Here is a 15,713-nt window from a genome sequence, read left to right as displayed (position 1 = left end):
TGTGCTACAATGAGCGTCGCTCGTCGCGGAAACCGTCCGACGCCGCGGCGGCATCAAGCGGAGGTGCGGTGTGGCAAAGCGCACGAAGTCCGGCCTGAAGCGGAAACGTCAGGATCTCAAGCGCGCGGTCCGCAATCAGGCGATCCGGTCCGAGGTGAAGACGCTCGTCAAAGACGCCCGCACGGCGGAGCAGCCGGGCGGCGACTCGCTGCGCGCGGCCATCAGCGCGCTCGACGCGGCGGCCCGCAAGGGCATCATGCACCCGAACGCGGCGGCACGGAAGAAGTCGCGCCTGATGCGCTGGGCCGGATCGCAGGGGCGGGCAACGGCGACCGCGTAGCGCCCGCCGGGCGCGCCGGTCGTGTCCGCGGCGGAATTCTCCGCCGCGGTTCTGTTTAGATCGCGCTCATGCGAACGATCAGCGTCTCGAGCGCAAGCCGCGGCGCCATCTGCCCCGTCTTGATCGCCCCGTCGGTTTCGAGCAGCAACCCAAGCAGGGGCTCCACGTCGACCCGTCCGAACGCCTGGACCTGCTTCTGATAGTCGCGGTATCGCCAGGCCCGCGAACCGAGGGCCTTCTGCACGTCGGCGCGGCCGCGGACGCCGCGGTCGACGAGTTCCTGCACCCGCGCCAGCATGCGCACCTGGTCTTCCAACATATACAGGATGCGCAGCGGCGGCTCCCCGAGCGCGATCAGGGCGTCGAGCAGGCGGAACGCGTCGTCCGGCCGCCGGTGGCCGACCGCGTCCATCATCTCGAAGATCGTCGCCTGCGCCGCGACGTGGCTCACGACTTCGCGCACGTCATCCGCGGTGATCGTCGTGCGGTCCCCGGTGTAGGCGGCCAGCTTGGCCACCTCGAGGCCGAGCGCGCGCAGGCCGCTGCCGGCCAGCTCGACCAGCTGCGCCGCCGCCTCCGGCGTGATCGTCTTGCCGGACTCGCGGGCGCGCGCGGCAAGCCAGGCCGGCGCCTCTTCCGGAGCGATCGGGTCGCAGCGGATCACCTGCGCCGTTCGCTCGAGCACCCCGGTGAGGCGGCGCCGCTTGTCGAGGTGCGGCGCGACGACGATCAGCACGGACGGAGGCGAACCCCGGCTCAGGTAGTCCGCGAGCGCGTCCTGCTCAGCGGCGCGCCACGATTCCGGACTCCGCACGTTGAACACGACGGCGCGCCGCGCACCGAAGAACGGCAGGGTTTCGACCCTCGTGATGACGTCCTGGATCGGCACGCCCCCGGCGTCGAGCACATCGAGGTTGAGGCTGCGCTCCTCTTCCGGCACGACGTCGCGCAGGATCGCGCGCAGCGCCGCCTCCGCGCGCACGTCCTCTTCGCCGACGAGGAGATAGACGGACGGCGCGGGCGCGCTCATGGCCGTCGGTCCGGCTCGGGGACGGCGCCGCCGTGACGCGACGGATACACGCGCGGGGTAGCACTCAGACTGAAAACGCCATGGCGACGGTGTGGATCAGACCGGGCCTCGTGCTGCTGGCGGCGATCGCCGCCGGGTCCATGCTGTGCGCCGCGGCGGCCCCGGCTCCGGCGGCTCCGGCCCTGCGCGCTGCGGTCATCCCGCTGCAGGCGTTTGCGATCGTGCCGGGCGAGTCGTCCGTCAAGTTCGACGTCCCGGACAACCGCGGTGGCTTCTCCGGTCACACGACCCGGGTCACCGGCCGCGTCGAGGTGGAACCGGCGGGCGGCGACGTCTACGCGGCGCGGATCTCCGCCGCGGTCGACGCGCGCACCATCACGACCGGGATCGGGATGCGCGACCGCGCGATGTACGCGACCTTCCTCCAGACCGCCACCTATCCCGCGATCACGTTCACGGGCACGGCGACGGCCCAGCCCGGCGCCGCGGTGAAGCCGTTCCCCGCGGAGGTCCGCGGACGGCTCGTGATCCGCGACGTCGCGCGGGAAACCGCGTTCACCGCGCGTGTACTGGCCCTCGCCGCGGAGTACACCGCCGACGCCACGGCGACGGTCCGGATGGCCGACTACGGAATCCCTTACCCGCGTGCGTTCATCTTCGTGGCGCGGGATCCGGTCACCGTCACCCTGCATATCGTCGCCCGCGCGCCCTAAGACGCCGGCTGGTGCGCGCGCGCGGCGGCCTCCGCACCGACCCGCCGGGCGAACGCCTCGAGCGGCTGCGTGCCTTCGTCGCCCTTGGCGCGGCTGCGCACCGCGACGGCGTTCTGCGCCTCCTCGCGGTCGCCGACGACGAGCATGTACGGAATCTTCATCAGCTGCGCCTCGCGGATCTTGTGGCCGGTGCGCTCGCTGCTCGCGTCCACCTCGACTCGAAGGCCCCCGCCGCGCAGCGCGTCGGCGATCCGGCGCGCGTAGGCGAGATGCCGGTCGGCGATCGGGAGCACGCGCACCTGCTCCGGCGCGAGCCAGAGCGGGAAGGCGCCCGCGTACTGCTCGATCAGGAACGCCATCATCCGCTCGAGCGTGCTGATGACGCCGCGGTGGATCATCACCGGCCGGTGCGGCTGGCTGTCCTCGCCGATGTATTCCAGGCCGAACCGCTCGGGCAGGTAGAAGTCGATTTGCACCGTCGAGATCGTCTCGTCCTTGCCCATCACGTTGGGCACCTGCACGTCGAGCTTGGGGCCGTAGAACGACGCCTCGCCCGGTGCCTCCACGTACTCGAGGCCGAGCGCCTGCATCGCCCGGCGCAACTGCCCTTCGGCGGATTCCCACATCGCGTCGTTCTGCACGAAATTCTGGCGGTCGTGGGGATCCCGGAGCGACACCCGATACCAGAACGGATGCAGGCCGAGGTCGGCGTACACGCGCTGGATCAGCCGCACCACGGCCATGAACTCGTCCATCAGCTGGTCGGGACGGCAGAAGATGTGCGCGTCGTTCAGCGTCATCGCGCGCACGCGCGCAAGCCCCGTCAGCACCCCGGACCGCTCATACCGGTACATCGTGCCGAGCTCGGCGATCCGCACCGGCAGCTCGCGGTAGCTGTGCCGGCCCTGCTTGAACACCATGATGTGGTGCGGACAGTTCATCGGGCGCAGCACGAGCTCTTCGTTGTCGACCTTCATCGGCGGGTACATGTTCTCGCGATAGTGATCCCAGTGCCCGCTGATCTTGTACAGTTCGACGTTCGCGAGGTCGGGCGTGTGCACGTGGGCGTAGCCGAGGCTCTCTTCCAGGTCGATGATGTAGCGTTCCAGCAGCCGGCGCACCGTCGCGCCGCGCGGCAGCCACAGCGGCAGGCCCTGTCCCACTTCCTGCACGGACGCGAAGAGGCCCAGCTCCCGGCCGAGCTTGCGGTGGTCGCGGCGCTTGGCCTCCTCCACGCGCGCGAGGTAGTCGTCGAGCGCGGCCTGCTCGGGAAACGAAATGCCGTAGATCCGCTGCAGCATCGGCCGGCGCTCGTCGCCGCGCCAGTACGCCCCCGACGTGCTGAGCAGCTTGACCGCCTTGATGAGGCCCGTTGCCGGCAGGTGCGGGCCCCGGCACATGTCTTGAAACCCGTTCTGCCGGTAGAAGCTCACCGGATCGTCCGCGATGCCCTCGAGCAGCTCGCTCTTGTAGACGTCGTCGCGGTCCCGGAACAGCCGCGCCGCCTCCGCGCGCGGGACGGCGATCCGCTCGATCGGCTGGTTGCGCGCGGCCAGCTCCCGCATCTTGGTCTCGATCCGGTCGAGATCCTCGGGCGTGAACGTGCGGCCGATGTCGAAATCGTAGTAAAAGCCGTCCTCGATCGGCGGTCCGATCGCGAGCTTCGCCTCTGGGAAGAGCTCCCGTACGGCCTGGGCGAGGAGGTGCGACGTGCTGTGCCAGTAGACCTCGCGGCCGGCGGGCTCCGCGAAAGTCAGCCACTCGACCGACGCGTCGCGGTCGAGACGCGCGGTGAGATCGCGGACGTCCCCGTCGACCTTGGCGGCCAGCACGGCCCGCGCGCCCGGCTCGCGGGCCGCCACCTCGGCCAAGCTGACGCCGCGAGGAAAGGTCCGCGCCGCCCCGCCCGGCAGGCGCAGCGTGATCTGCTCACCCCAGCCGTGGCCGCCTTCGCGGCCTATTGCCGACGTCCGTTCGGCCATCGCAACCATCTCCTCCACTTTGCCGCAGGGCCGCCGGTGAGCCCGGCAGGCTCGCGTACAGCGTGACAAAACAAAAACCCCCGTCCTAATGGGACGGAGGATCCGCGGTTCCACCCACCTTCCCGCCGCGCTTCACGAGCGGCGCGGCGGACAACTCCATGCGCGGTCACGGGCGCTTCCCGGCCGGCGTAGCCGCGTCCGTGAGCCTCGGGCACGGCGTCCGCCCAACTGCTCAGGGGAGGTTTTCAGCCCGGCGTCCGGGCGGGACTTCCAGCCGTGATCCCGCCTCTCTCTCGTCCGCCGTCCGGCCTACTCGTCCCCGTCATCGCCGAACACCCACATTATAGCACGTGGCCGCCGCCGCGGCGACCGGCCTGGTGTAACGGCGGGCCCGAGAGGCAAGGAGTGTTCTTAGCCGCACCGAATCTACCGGGGTTCCGAAGACATCCTGTACCGCAAGGAGGCGTCGCATGGTGACAGCGCCACAGGGGTGGAGGCGCGTGGCGACCTCGCTCGGCATCGTTGCCGTCTTGATCGCCGGGATGCTGTTCGTTCCCGGCTCGGTGACGGGCTGGGCCGCGGCCCCCACGACGTTCATCTGGGGCAAGTCCGGGGATGGCGACTCGATGGACAGCCCCGTCAGCACGAACGGCGAAACCTACGAAGTGACGACGCAGATCTTCAACCTGCTGGTCCGCGCGCAACCCGGCAAGACCGACATCGAGCCGGATCTCGCCACCAGCTGGCAGGTATCGCCCGACGGATTGACCTGGACCTTCAAACTCCGCCAGGGCGTGACGTTCCACGACGGGACGCCGTTCAACGCGGAAGCGGTCAAGACCAACTTCGACCGCTGGGCCTTCAAAGACAACCCCTACCATGAGGTCAAGGGCGGCGAGTACGAGTACTGGGGCGACTTCATGGCCGACTCCTACAAAGAGGCCAAAGTCGTCGACCCGTACACGGTGCAGTTGATCCTGAAGCAGCCCAACTCCCCGCTGCTGCAGAACCTCACGATCATCGCGTTCCAGATCGCAAGCCCGGCGTCGTTCAAGCAGTACGGCGGCACGGGCGTCGGCACGCACCCGGTGGGCACCGGCCCGTTCAAGTTCGTGGAGTGGGTGCGCGACGACCACGTTACGATGGTCGCGAACCCCAGCTTCTTCCGCAAAGGCCTCCCGAAGGTGCAGCGCTTGATCATGCGCGTGATCAAGGATAACTCCGCGCGGTTCCTGGCCCTCAAGGCCGGCGAAGTCAACGCCATCGAGCTGCCGAACGTCGACGACGTGAAGGCCGCGTTGAGCGACCCGAACCTGAAGGTCGGCTACCGGCCGCCGTTCAACACCAGCTGGCTCAAGATCAACATGAACGACCCGCTCATGAAGGACATCCGGATCCGCAAGGCGATCGCGTACGCGATCAACAGGCCGGCGATCGTCCAGGGCCTGTACTCCGGGTACGGCGCGGTGGCAGGCCAGGCGATGCCGCCGGGGATGTGGGGCCGCGCCTCCAGCCCCGACCCGATTCCGTACGACCCGGCGCAGTCCAAGAAGCTGCTCTCGGAAGCGGGCTATCCGAACGGGTTCTCCTTCGACTTTTGGTACATCCCGGTGAGCCGGCCGTACTTCCCGAACGGCAAGGAGATCGGCACGGCGATCGCGAGCGACCTCAACAAGGTGGGCATCCGGGCGCACCTTCAAACCGAGGACTGGGCCACCTACCTCAAGGACCAGAAGAGCAACAAGTTCCCGCTGTACATGGCGGGCTGGATCGGCGACAACGGCGATCCGGACGACTGGCTCGGGTTCTTCTTCCCGAAGTACGACGCCACGAGCGCGCGGTGGTCGTACAACAACCCGGCTGTCTTCGACCTGATCAACAAGGCGAAGACCGAGAACAGCCAGGCGAAGCGGGCCGCGATGTACGCGCAGGCCATGACGCTGATCTCCCACGACCTGCCCAACATCTGGATCGCGCACGCCAAGGTGCCGATCCTGATGCGGAAGAACGTGGAGGGCCTGATCGGGCAGCCCGACTCGAACGAATATATGGAACTGGTGTACTTCAGTAAGTAAGAGGGCGACGCGTGATGGGGGCGCGAACTCGGGTTCGCGCCCCCTCCGTATCCGCGGGTAATGGCCCGCTACATCGCCCGCCGCCTCGTCGCCCTGCTGCCGATCCTGCTCGGCGTGTCGGCGGTCGCGTTCTTGATCGTCCACCTCATTCCGGGCGACCCGGCGACGGTCTACGTGGGTGAGCACGCGACCCCCGGCGCGATCGAGCGGGTCCAGCACGAGTTTGGCCTCGACAAGCCGCTGCCGGTGCAGTACGGCATCTACCTCTGGAACGTGCTCCACGGCGACTTCGGCGAGTCGCTCGACAGCCACCGCAAGGTCGTCGCGGAGTACCGCCCCCGCTTTCCCGCGACCGTCGAACTGACCCTCGGCGCCCTGACCGTGGCGCTGTGCGTGGGGATTCCGATCGGGGTGCTGTCCGCGGCCAAGCCCAACTCGATCTTCGACCGGCTCGGCATGGTGGTCGCCCTCGGCGGCGTCTCCATCCCGGTGTTCTGGCTGGCGCTCATGCTGATTTATGTCTTCAGCATCTACGTCCACGTGCTGCCGACCTCGGGACAGCTGGACGTCAACACGTCGCTGCAGTCGATCACGGGCATCGCCGTCCTCGACGGGCTGTTGACCGCCAACTGGGCGGCGTCGGGGGACGCGCTCAAGCACCTCATTCTGCCGAGCGTCACGGTCGGCTCGATTCCAACGGCGATCATCGCCCGGATGACCCGGGCGTCGATGCTCGACGCGCTGCACCAGGACTACATTCGCACCGCCCGCGCGAAGGGCCTCACCGGCGGCGCCGTCGTGCTCATGCACGGCCTGCGCAACGCGCTGCTGCCGGTGGTAACCGTGGTCGGGCTGCAGTTCGGCTCGTTTCTGACCGGCGCCGTGCTCACGGAAACACTCTTCTCGTGGCCCGGGGTCGGACGGTTCATGTACGACTCGATCCTGTTCCGCGACTACCCGGTGATCCTGGCCGGCATCCTGTTCTTCTCGCTCTTCTTCGTGCTGGTCAACCTGACGGTCGACGTGTTCTATGCGTTTCTCGACCCCCGTATCCGTTACGTCTAAACCGTCGTCCGCGGCCGAGGGCGCGTCGCCGGCCGATATCGCGGCCCGGCGCGCCGCGTCCCGCGGGACCGCCGGCAGAGGTCGCTCGGCCCTGCGGATGGCGATGCGCCGGTTCTGGCGCAACGGCAACGCGCGAATCGGTCTCGGCATGATCATCTTCTTTGCGCTCATCGCGATCTTCGCGTCACAGATCGCCCCGCAGGGGCCCGACGACGAAGATCTGCTGGCGCGCTTGAAGCCGCCGTCGGCCCAACATTGGATCGGCACCGATCAATTGGGACGGGACGTCTTCAGCCGAGTCATCCTCGGCGCGCGGATCTCGATGACGGTGGGGTTCGTGGCCGTCGCGGGGGCCCTGTCGATCGGCGCGCTGCTCGGCGTCACGGCGGGCTACGTGGGCGGCCGGACCGAGAGCGCGATCATGCGGGTGATGGACGTGATGCTGGCGTTTCCGTCGATCATCCTGGCGATCGGCATCGTGGCCCTGCGGGGACCCGGTCTGAACAACACGATCCTCGCCGTCAGCGTCGTCAACATCCCGTCGTTTGCGCGGGTGGCGCGGGCGTCGACGCTGTCGATCAAAGAACTCGAATACGTCACCGCGTCGCGCGCCAGCGGCGCCCGACAGTGGCGGGTGCTGCTGCGGGCGATCCTGCCGAACGCGGCCGCGCCGCTCGTCGTGCAGGCCACCCTGGGCGTCGGGTCGGCCATCCTCGAAGCCGCCGGGCTCGGCTTCCTGGGCCTCGGCGCGCAGCCGCCGTCGCCGGAATGGGGCGCGCAGCTCGCGGACAGCTACCGCTACCTGCTGACCGACTTCTGGGCGGCCCTCGCGCCGGGCGCCGCGATCGCGCTCGTCGTGCTCTCGTTCAACCTGGCGGGCGACGGCCTCCACGACGCGCTGGATCCGCGGCTGTCGGGGCGCGGATAGCCTCGAGCACGGCATCCGCGGCGGCCTCGCCCGACCGGATGCAGTCCGGGATCCCGATCCCCCGGTAGGCCGACCCGGCGAGCGCCAGGCCGGGCAAACCGGCGAGCCGCCGCTCGATCTCCGCGACCCGCGCCAGATGCCCCACGACATACTGCGGCATCGTGTCGCGATGCCGCAGCACCCGCACGAATTGCGGCGTCCCGGCTTCACCGAGCAGCGCCGTCATCTCGCCGCGAACGATCCGCACCAGACGATCGTCATCCAGCCCCACCATCTCGGGCGCCAGGGCCCCGCCGAGGAATACGCGGATGAGGACCGCACCGTCCGGCGCCCGGCCGGGAAACTTCGTGCTCGAAAACGACGCCGCCAGGATGGGCCGGCGCTCCGCCGGCGGCACCACGAAACCCACGCCGTCGGGCGGGTGCGGGATCTGGCCGCGCCGGTACGCGAGCGTGACGCTCGCCGAGGACGCATAGGGGATCCCGCCGAGTTGCGCGGCGAGCGCGCCGTCGAGCCCGGCGATCAGGCGCGACGCGGCCGGCGCGTTCACCGCGACGACGACGGCGTCGGCCTCGAGCGCCGGTCCGGTCTCGAGCGCGACCGCGTAACGGGACCCGTCCGGCGGCCGCGTCACGGTCCGGACGGCGGTGCGCAGCCGCAGCGCCCCCGCGGGGAGGCGTGCCGCCACGGCGTCCGGCAGCGTCTGCATGCCCGCCGACAGCGTGGCGAAGATGCCGAGGCGCCGCCCGGACCGGGTGCCGGGCGGGATCCCGGCGGGTGCGCCCGTTGTGCGCCCCACCCCGCTCCGCGCGGCCGCCTGCGCCAGGACCAAGCCGCGGATCACGCTCCCGTAGCGGCGCTCCACCTCGGCCAGGCGCGGCATCGTGGCCTCGAGGCTGAGCGCGGCCGCGTCACCTGTGTAGATTGTGCCGATCATCGGCTGCGCGACGCGCTCGAACGCCTCGCGGCCGAACCGGCGGGTGACGAACGATCCGACCGTCTCATCGGCGGGCGACCGCCCGCGCGGCAGCACGAGGTCCATCGCCATGCGCGCCTTACCCGGCCACGAGAACAGCGGCGAACGGAGCCACGGCCAAAGGCGCGTCGGCGCGACAAGCCGGAAGCCGTCCGGAATCGGAACGAGGCGGCCGCCGTGGACCACATAGGCCCGGGCCGCGCGGGGCGCCACCCCGATCAGGTCGTCCCCGAGGCCGACGCGCTCACACAGGCGCAGCGCTTCCGGCTTCTCCGTGAGGAACGAGTCCGGACCGAGTTCGACCAGGTAGCCGCCCTCGCGATCCGTCGCGATCACGCCGCCGGCGCGGGCACCCGCTTCGCAGACGACGAGATCGGCCGCCGGGACCGCTTCCGCGATCCGCAGCGCCGCGGCCAGCCCGGCGATGCCCGCGCCGACGACGACGACGCGGCGTGGGCGCCGCGCCGGCTCGGTGCCGCCGGCGCCCGGGATCTCTCCGAGTTTCTCCGCGTCCATCACCCGGCCCGGCTCGCGATAAGGTCGGCCAGCATCCCGATAAACTCCGGATGGTCCATCACGGTGGCCGCGCGATGGTAGCCGACGCCGAGGACGGCCGCGGTTGCACGGGCCTCGGTGTCCAGGTCGTACAGCACCTCGATGTGGTCCGTGACGAACCCGATCGGCACGAGCACCGCCGCCGCGTGCCGGCGCGCCGCAAGACCGCGCAGCGCCTCGTTCACGTCGGGTTCGAGCCAGGGCTCGCGAGGATCCCCGCTCCGGCTCTGGTAGGCGACCTGCCATTTCGCGCGCCCGAGCCGCGCCGCGACGAGACCGGCGGACGCCGTCACCTGCCCCGGATAGTCGCTGCGCGCGCCCATCGCCGCCGGGATGCTGTGCGCGGTGAAGACGAGCGCCGCCGTCTCACGCTCCGGGTCCGGCATCGCGCGCAGCACGGCGTCCGTCCGCTCGGCCTGCGCGCCGATGAAGCCTGGGTGCGTGTGCCACGGTCCGACATAATCGATCGCCGGCGCGCCTCGGCCCACCCGCGCGCGTGCCTCGGCCACGTTCTCATGATACTGCTCCCAGCTCGAGTAGCTCCGGTGCGGAGCCATGACGACCCCCACGGCCCGGCGGACGCCCGCGTCCCGCATCACGCCGAGCGTCTCATGCAGATACGGCGACCAGTTGCGCATGCCGATGAAAACCGGCAGAGGCCGGCCGCGCGCGGCGAGCACGCGTTCGAGCGCGGCGGCCTGCCGCCGCGTCAACTCGTTCAAGGGCGAGCGCCCGCCGAAGACGTCGTAGTGATGCGCGACCTCGTCGAGGCGCCCCGGCGGCACGCGGCGGCCCCGCAGAATGCCTTCGAGGAACGGCCTGACGTCCTCGGGCCGCTCCGGCGCCCCATAGGCGATCAGTAGCACCGCGTCGCAGCGGCCGGCGCCCGGCGCCGCGCGGCTCATCGCCGGCTGATTTCGTGGACCATGTCCACCATCGCGCGGACGCCTGCGTCCGCGACCTTGTGGCCCATCTTCGTCCGGTGCGAGGCTCCCCGATGCACTATCCGCGGCTCATCTCGTGGACCATGTCTACCATCGCGCGGACGTGCTGCCACGGCGTCTCGGGCAGCACCCCGTGGCCGAGATTGAACACGTGGCCGGGCCGGCCGGCGGCGCCTTCAAGCACGCCGGCGACGCCCCGTCTGATCTCGTCGGGTGTGCTCAGGAGCACCGCGGGATCGAGGTTGCCCTGCACGCCGACTTCGGAGCCGAGCCGCGCCCACGCGTCCGCAAGATCGACGCGCCAGTCGAGGCCGATGACCTGCCCGCCGGCGTCGCGCATCGCCTCCAGCAGCCCCGCGGTCCCGGTTCCGAAGTGGATCGCCGGGACATCCGCCGGCAGCGCCTCGAAGACGAGGCGCGAGTGCGGCAGGACGTAGCGGCGGTACGCGTCCGGCGCGAGGCACCCGACCCAGCTGTCGAACAGCTGCACCGCTTCCGCCCCGGCGGCGATCTGCCCGCGGAGATACCGCGCGGTCAGCGCGCTGAGCCGTTTCATCAACGCGGTCCACGTCTCAAAATCGCCGTACATGAGGCGCTTCGTCGCCAAGAAGTCCCGCGACGGGCCGCCCTCGATTAAATACGAAGCGACGGTGAATGGCGCGCCCGCGAACCCGATGAGCGGGACGCGGCCCGCGAGGGCCCGGCGCACGAGGCGCACGGTTTCGAACACGAACGGTATGGCGTCCTCCGGGTCGACGTCCGGCAGACGCGCCACGTCGTCCCGGGTGCGGAGCGGACGCGCGATGACCGGCCCTTCGCCCTTGGCATATTCGAGCCCCAGGCCGAGCGGCTCCACCACCAGCAGGATGTCGGCAAACAGAATCGCCGCGTCGACGCCGAGGCGCTCCACCGGTTGTACGGTAACCTCGGCGGCGGCCGCCGGCGCCTTCGCGAGTTCGAGCAGGCTCATCCGCTCGCGAATTCGCCGGTATTCGGGAAGGATGCGGCCGGCCTGCCGCATGACCCAGACGGGAGTGTACGGCACCGGCAGACGATGGCAGGCGCGCAGGAACGCGCCGGTCGGTGTAACGGGCACCAGACTATGCTACGGCGCCGCCGGTCCCTCGTCCAGCAGGCCCTTCAGCGTGGCAAACGCGTCGTTCACCACCGGGTAACCGGCGTACAACGCCACCTGCTTCAGCATCGCGATCAGCTCAGCCGGCAGGATCCCGATGTTGAGCGCGCCGCGCAGGTGGCTCTCCAACCCGCGGGGGCGGCCGAGCGCGGCAAGGATCGCGCAGGTAATGAGACTTCGCGTACGGAGATCCAGCGCCGGATCACCGTAGACGGCGCCGTACGCCTGCTCGACAATGGTGTCGGCGTACTTCGGGTCCAACGCGCGGAAGACGGCGATTCCGCCCTCCCGATCCGGCCACAAGGTCTTGCGAATCTTCATGCCCCGCTCGAACAGCGCGTGATCCTCCATTGCTCCCTCCTAGTAGCGCCGCCCGGCGCCCTCGCCGCCGAACAGCCGGCAGTGCGCCGGATCGAACTGGAGTCAGTTCGCGAGTGCGCGCGACCGCTCCTCGAACGTGCCGCGACAACGGCACGGGCTCCAGGACCGCCGCCGCGGAACGCGAAGGGCTCATCCGCACGCCACCGTCGCGGGGAGGTCGCATGAACGTCCGGGTGAACGGCGTCGATCTGTTCTACGAAACCGCCGGATCCGGACCGCCGTGCGTGCTGGTGCACGGAGGCCCCGGCGTCGGACATCCCGGCCGCCTCGTCCAATACGCGCCGCTCGGCGATCTCGTGCAGCTCATCGCCTACGACCACCGCGGTCACGGCCGGTCGGCAAAGGCGCCCGAGGCGACGTACACGCAGGAGCAGCTCGCGCGCGACCTCGACGGGTTGTGTCGCGCCCTCGCGATTGCGCACCCGATTCTGCTCGGCGCGTCGGCGGGCGGCTTCGTCTCGCTCATCTACGCGACGCAGCGACCGGCGGTGCCGCGGGCGCTGATTCTGGTCGGCACCTCCGCGAGCAACGCGTTCATGCCCCGGGCCACGGCGAACATGGAGCGCCTCGGCACGCCGGCGATGCGCGAAGCCTACAGGCGCCTTTGGGACGGCTCCATCGAGGATCCGGCGGAGTTTCAGCGCGCGTTCGAGGCGATTCAACCGATCTACTATCACGACCCGCGGCGCGCGCCGGCGTCCCTGGCCGGCGCCGATTTCGACCCGGTGACCCGCCGGGCCCTGATCCGGGACTACGAACGCTACGACGTGCGGGACAGTCTCGGCCGCATCCAGGCGCCTGCCTGGGTCGGCGTCGGCCGGCACGACTGGATCTGTCCCGTGCCGGAATCCGAGGAGATCGCGCGCCGGATCCCGGGCGCGGAGCTGCACATCTTCGAGCAGAGCGGCCACTCGCCGCAGGCGGAAGAAACGGCCGCGTTCATGGACAGCGTCCGCGCCTTCCTGCGCGGGCGGGTGCTGCGCGATCCATAAGTCCACCGCGACCGACGCGGCAAGGAGGAGACGATGGTCCGGAGACGAGTGGCGGACGAGTACCGCTACGAACATCTGACCTGGCCGGAGATCAACGACGCGGTGGCGATGAACAAAGTGATCGTTCTGCCGGTCGGGTCGACCGAACAACACGGCCACCACCTGCCCCTGGACGTCGACGCGAAGCTGAGCAGCGCGGTCGTCTACGAGGCCGCGCGCCGGTCGCCCCACGAGATGCTGGTGCTGCCGCCGGTCGCCTACGGCTACTGCCATCACGTCATGGACTTCCCGGGCACGATCAACATCGAGCCGAGCACCTTCGTGAAGTTTCTCCTCGACATCACCCGATCCGTGGCTTATCACGGGTTCAAGCGCATCGTGGTCGTCAACGGCCACGGCTCCAACCACCCGCTCGTGGAGGAGGTGGGCCGCCAGACGATCCTCCAGACGGATGCGCTGTGCCTCACGCTGTCCTGGTGGCAGCTGGTCGCGGAGCGCTGGAACCGCGAGTGGCGCGAGTCGGTGCTGCCGGGCGGCTGCGCACACGCCTGCGAGCTCGAGACGTCGATGTATCAGCACGTCGATCCGGACGGCGTGCGGGCGGAGCAGATCAAGACCGAGATGGCGGCGTTCATGTCGCTGCCGGGCGCGGGGCGCTGGCACGCGGTGGACCTCACGACCTCGTCGCCCGCGGCGATCGTAGAGTGGACCTCGACCTACACCGTCAGCGGCGTGATCGGCGAGGCGGCGCGGGCCACGGCGGAAAAGGGCCGGCACGTCTTCGAGCACGCGGTCGCGCAGATGGTCGACATGGTGCGGTGGTTCCGGACGCGACCCAGGCCCGAGCGGCAAGACCGCCACGCGGTGCCGCCCACGTTCGCGCTACCCTTCGGATGGTAAGCCCGGCGGGGCGACTCGCTTGCACACCGTGGTTTCCGACCTCGGCCGCGGCGGCGATTACCCCTCGAAATCGGCCGACGTCAACGCCTGCAGCTGAGCCTCGACCCGCAGCGCCAGCTCGCGCCCATCGCCTGCTTCGCGCAGCAGCCCGTCGATCGCGGCCCCGAGTGCCCGCAGCAGTTCGACCGGCTCGAGCGAGCGGACCAGCGCCTCCTCGAACGGGTTCGCGGCCTCCGCGGGCAGGTCATCGTATCCCCTGCCCTGCGCCGTCTCGAGCCCGAGGCGGCGGCACGCGAGGGTCAGCCCGATTTCGCGCATCTCGCCGATCCAGTGCTGTGCCTGCCACAACCGCCCGCGCGCGATGCAGAATCGGGCGCGGACGGCGTGGTGGACGCCGAGCCCGAGGAGGTGGCGGACGGGGAGCGGTTCGGTCCGCGGGTGCTCCACCGCGGTCCCGAAGAGCAGTTTGAATTTGGGTCCGCGCGACCCGAACTGCGCCGCCGGCGCGAACGACAGATCGACCTGCAGGGCGCCCGGGAATAGGAACACCCGGTAGGTCGCCGCGCCGGCCTGGAGATCGAAGAGGTGTACCGCGCCCCACTCGCGCTCCAGCCCCGCCGTCCAGTCGACCAGCACCTCGGCGACGGACACGCCGTCGGCGACGCCGAACCCGAGGTCGAGATCCGACCAGCGGTCACCGGGCCCGAACGCCGCGGAACCGATCATCGCGCCGGCCACGATCCGGCGGTCGGCGCGCGCGAGCGCGAGGATCCGGTCGCGCACCCGGTCACGTTCGTCGACCGTGAACATCTCAGAACCGCTTCGCCGGCGGCTAGGTCCTTGCGATTCCCAACGGCTGCGCCGGCCGCACCTGGTGGGGCATCCGCGGCTTGATTGGCCGGGCCCGCAGTTCCCGGATGATCTCGACAAGCTCCGCGGCGCCCGCGGCCAGCGCCTTTTCCCCCTTTTCCGCGGTCGCCTCCGTCGGGTCGCCCTTGATGCCGTTGGTCGAGTCGGCGCTCCAGTACTCCGTCATCCACAGGGGATTCTTAAAAGCCGGGTCCGGCTTGCGGCCCATGAGATCGCCCCAGAAATGCGGCGACTGCTGATAGGTGTTGTCCGCGGCGGCGCGGTCCATTCGGACCCGGGAACCGTCGACGGCCAGATAGACGGACGTCTCGGCTTCGCAGGCGTGTGACGTGGTCCGGGACGCACGCAGCGGATTGAAGGCGGCCCGCACGTCCTGCAGGTCCCACCACGAGGTATACGCGCAGTGCACGTCCGGCCGCTCCACCACCGTAATGCGCGCGGCCATCTCGACGAGCGGCCGGTTGCTGCCGTGGCCGTTTACCATCAGCATCTTCGTGAAGCCGTGGTGCGCGAGGCTGCGCGTGATGTCGGCGAGGTACTCGACGAACGTGTTCCAGCGGATCGTCAGCGTACCCGGAAAATCCATGTGATGCGGGCTGTATCCTACGCGGACACAGGGCAGCAGCGCGATCTCGTCCGGCGCGAGACGCGCGGCCCGCTCGCAGAACGCCGATGCGATGACGACATCGGTGTCGACGGGCAGGTGCGGCCCGTGGTCCTCGATGGTTCCAACCGGAATCAGCGCGACGCGGCCGGCGCGCACGGCGCCGTTGACCTCCTCCCAGGTCATGTGCTCGAACAGGTACGGCTGTCTTGGCATTCGACTC

15 protein-coding genes are annotated in these 15,713 nt (G+C 70.0%); 7 read left to right on the top strand and 8 right to left on the bottom strand.

The annotated features are described in order from the left end of the window. Positions 1 to 70: 70 nt before the first annotated feature. Entirely contained in the window at positions 71 to 340 is a 270-nt protein-coding gene (gene rpsT / locus VFL28_05620; protein HET7264128.1) for a 30S ribosomal protein S20, read from the top strand. 55 nt (positions 341 to 395) lie between these two features. Here rpsT and holA read toward each other — a convergent pair whose 3' ends face one another. After that, positions 396 to 1,370 (bottom strand): DNA polymerase III subunit delta, encoded by a 975-nt coding sequence (holA, locus tag VFL28_05615; GenBank protein ID HET7264127.1) that lies wholly within the window; start codon positions 1,368 to 1,370, stop codon positions 396 to 398. Positions 1,371 to 1,450: 80 nt separating this feature from the next. Here holA and VFL28_05610 point away from each other — a divergent pair, with 80 nt between their 5' ends. Continuing rightward, positions 1,451 to 2,083 carry a YceI family protein gene (locus VFL28_05610; protein HET7264126.1) on the top strand — a complete coding sequence of 211 codons (633 nt, stop codon included), beginning with the start codon at positions 1,451 to 1,453 and terminating at the stop codon, positions 2,081 to 2,083. On the opposite strand, the gene thrS is transcribed toward VFL28_05610, so the two are convergent. Then, a complete protein-coding gene (thrS, locus tag VFL28_05605) occupies positions 2,080 to 4,065 on the bottom strand; it encodes a threonine--tRNA ligase (protein ID HET7264125.1) in 1,986 nt (661 codons plus the stop codon). The two genes, VFL28_05610 and thrS, sit on opposite strands and share 4 nt — an antisense overlap. Before the next feature lie 470 nt (positions 4,066 to 4,535). On the opposite strand from thrS, the gene VFL28_05600 reads away from it, so the two are divergent. The 3 genes from VFL28_05600 to VFL28_05590 all read left to right on the top strand — a co-directional run bounded on the left by VFL28_05600 (position 4,536) and on the right by VFL28_05590 (position 8,133). Beyond that, a complete protein-coding gene (locus tag VFL28_05600; protein ID HET7264124.1) occupies positions 4,536 to 6,140 on the top strand; it encodes an ABC transporter substrate-binding protein in 1,605 nt (534 codons plus the stop codon). Positions 6,141 to 6,200: 60 nt separating this feature from the next. Continuing rightward, positions 6,201 to 7,205, top strand: coding sequence for an ABC transporter permease (locus VFL28_05595; protein HET7264123.1), 1,005 nt, complete (start codon positions 6,201 to 6,203; stop codon positions 7,203 to 7,205). 97 nt (positions 7,206 to 7,302) lie between these two features. Then, positions 7,303 to 8,133: an ABC transporter permease gene (locus tag VFL28_05590; protein ID HET7264122.1), complete on the top strand. Its 831-nt coding sequence runs from the start codon at positions 7,303 to 7,305 to the stop codon at positions 8,131 to 8,133. Here VFL28_05590 and hemG read toward each other — a convergent pair. From hemG to VFL28_05570, 4 genes are all read right to left on the bottom strand, one after another. Further along, positions 8,072 to 9,625, bottom strand: a complete 1,554-nt coding sequence (gene hemG, locus VFL28_05585; GenBank protein ID HET7264121.1) for a protoporphyrinogen oxidase — start codon at positions 9,623 to 9,625, stop codon at positions 8,072 to 8,074. The two genes, VFL28_05590 and hemG, sit on opposite strands and share 62 nt — an antisense overlap. Then, a complete protein-coding gene (gene hemH, locus VFL28_05580) occupies positions 9,625 to 10,569 on the bottom strand; it encodes a ferrochelatase (protein ID HET7264120.1) in 945 nt (314 codons plus the stop codon). The genes hemG and hemH overlap by 1 nt, the downstream gene beginning before the upstream one ends. 97 nt (positions 10,570 to 10,666) lie before the next feature. Continuing rightward, entirely contained in the window at positions 10,667 to 11,704 is a 1,038-nt protein-coding gene (gene hemE, locus VFL28_05575) for a uroporphyrinogen decarboxylase (protein ID HET7264119.1), read from the bottom strand. A 9-nt stretch (positions 11,705 to 11,713) separates the two neighbouring features. Next, the gene (locus VFL28_05570; GenBank protein HET7264118.1) at positions 11,714 to 12,094 is read right to left on the bottom strand and encodes a carboxymuconolactone decarboxylase family protein; all 381 of its coding nucleotides are present in this window, start codon (positions 12,092 to 12,094) and stop codon (positions 11,714 to 11,716) included. A gap of 191 nt (positions 12,095 to 12,285) precedes the next feature. On the opposite strand from VFL28_05570, the gene VFL28_05565 reads away from it, so the two are divergent. Beyond that, positions 12,286 to 13,116, top strand: a complete 831-nt coding sequence (locus tag VFL28_05565) for an alpha/beta hydrolase (protein HET7264117.1) — start codon at positions 12,286 to 12,288, stop codon at positions 13,114 to 13,116. Between the two features lie 33 nt (positions 13,117 to 13,149). Then, positions 13,150 to 14,016 carry a creatininase family protein gene (locus VFL28_05560; GenBank protein ID HET7264116.1) on the top strand — a complete coding sequence of 289 codons (867 nt, stop codon included), beginning with the start codon at positions 13,150 to 13,152 and terminating at the stop codon, positions 14,014 to 14,016. A 57-nt stretch (positions 14,017 to 14,073) separates the two neighbouring features. Here VFL28_05560 and VFL28_05555 read toward each other — a convergent pair whose 3' ends face one another. Continuing rightward, a complete protein-coding gene (locus VFL28_05555; GenBank protein ID HET7264115.1) occupies positions 14,074 to 14,826 on the bottom strand; it encodes a nucleotidyltransferase domain-containing protein in 753 nt (250 codons plus the stop codon). Positions 14,827 to 14,848: 22 nt separating this feature from the next. Continuing rightward, the gene (locus tag VFL28_05550) at positions 14,849 to 15,706 is read right to left on the bottom strand and encodes a creatininase family protein (GenBank protein HET7264114.1); all 858 of its coding nucleotides are present in this window, start codon (positions 15,704 to 15,706) and stop codon (positions 14,849 to 14,851) included. Positions 15,707 to 15,713 lie beyond the last annotated feature (7 nt).

Source organism: bacterium (assembly GCA_035691305.1).
Taxonomy (GTDB): domain Bacteria; phylum Sysuimicrobiota; class Sysuimicrobiia; order Sysuimicrobiales; family Segetimicrobiaceae; genus DASSJF01.
This window is presented reverse-complemented; position numbering and strand designations above follow the sequence as displayed.

Excerpts from the sequence above, each read along its gene's own strand:
- holA (HET7264127.1), bottom strand. The coding sequence starts at position 1,370 with ATGAGCGCGCCCGCGCCGTCCGTCTATCTCCTCGTCGGCGAAGAGGAC.
- VFL28_05610 (HET7264126.1), top strand. The coding sequence starts at position 1,451 with ATGGCGACGGTGTGGATCAGACCGGGCCTCGTGCTGCTGGCGGCGATC.
- thrS (HET7264125.1), bottom strand. The coding sequence starts at position 4,065 with ATGGCCGAACGGACGTCGGCAATAGGCCGCGAAGGCGGCCACGGCTGG.
- VFL28_05600 (HET7264124.1), top strand. The coding sequence starts at position 4,536 with ATGGTGACAGCGCCACAGGGGTGGAGGCGCGTGGCGACCTCGCTCGGC.
- VFL28_05595 (HET7264123.1), top strand. The coding sequence starts at position 6,201 with ATGGCCCGCTACATCGCCCGCCGCCTCGTCGCCCTGCTGCCGATCCTG.
- VFL28_05590 (HET7264122.1), top strand. The coding sequence starts at position 7,303 with ATGGCGATGCGCCGGTTCTGGCGCAACGGCAACGCGCGAATCGGTCTC.
- hemG (HET7264121.1), bottom strand. The coding sequence starts at position 9,625 with ATGGACGCGGAGAAACTCGGAGAGATCCCGGGCGCCGGCGGCACCGAG.
- hemH (HET7264120.1), bottom strand. The coding sequence starts at position 10,569 with ATGAGCCGCGCGGCGCCGGGCGCCGGCCGCTGCGACGCGGTGCTACTG.
- VFL28_05570 (HET7264118.1), bottom strand. The coding sequence starts at position 12,094 with ATGGAGGATCACGCGCTGTTCGAGCGGGGCATGAAGATTCGCAAGACC.
- VFL28_05565 (HET7264117.1), top strand. The coding sequence starts at position 12,286 with ATGAACGTCCGGGTGAACGGCGTCGATCTGTTCTACGAAACCGCCGGA.
- VFL28_05560 (HET7264116.1), top strand. The coding sequence starts at position 13,150 with ATGGTCCGGAGACGAGTGGCGGACGAGTACCGCTACGAACATCTGACC.
- VFL28_05555 (HET7264115.1), bottom strand. The coding sequence starts at position 14,826 with ATGTTCACGGTCGACGAACGTGACCGGGTGCGCGACCGGATCCTCGCG.
- VFL28_05550 (HET7264114.1), bottom strand. The coding sequence starts at position 15,706 with ATGCCAAGACAGCCGTACCTGTTCGAGCACATGACCTGGGAGGAGGTC.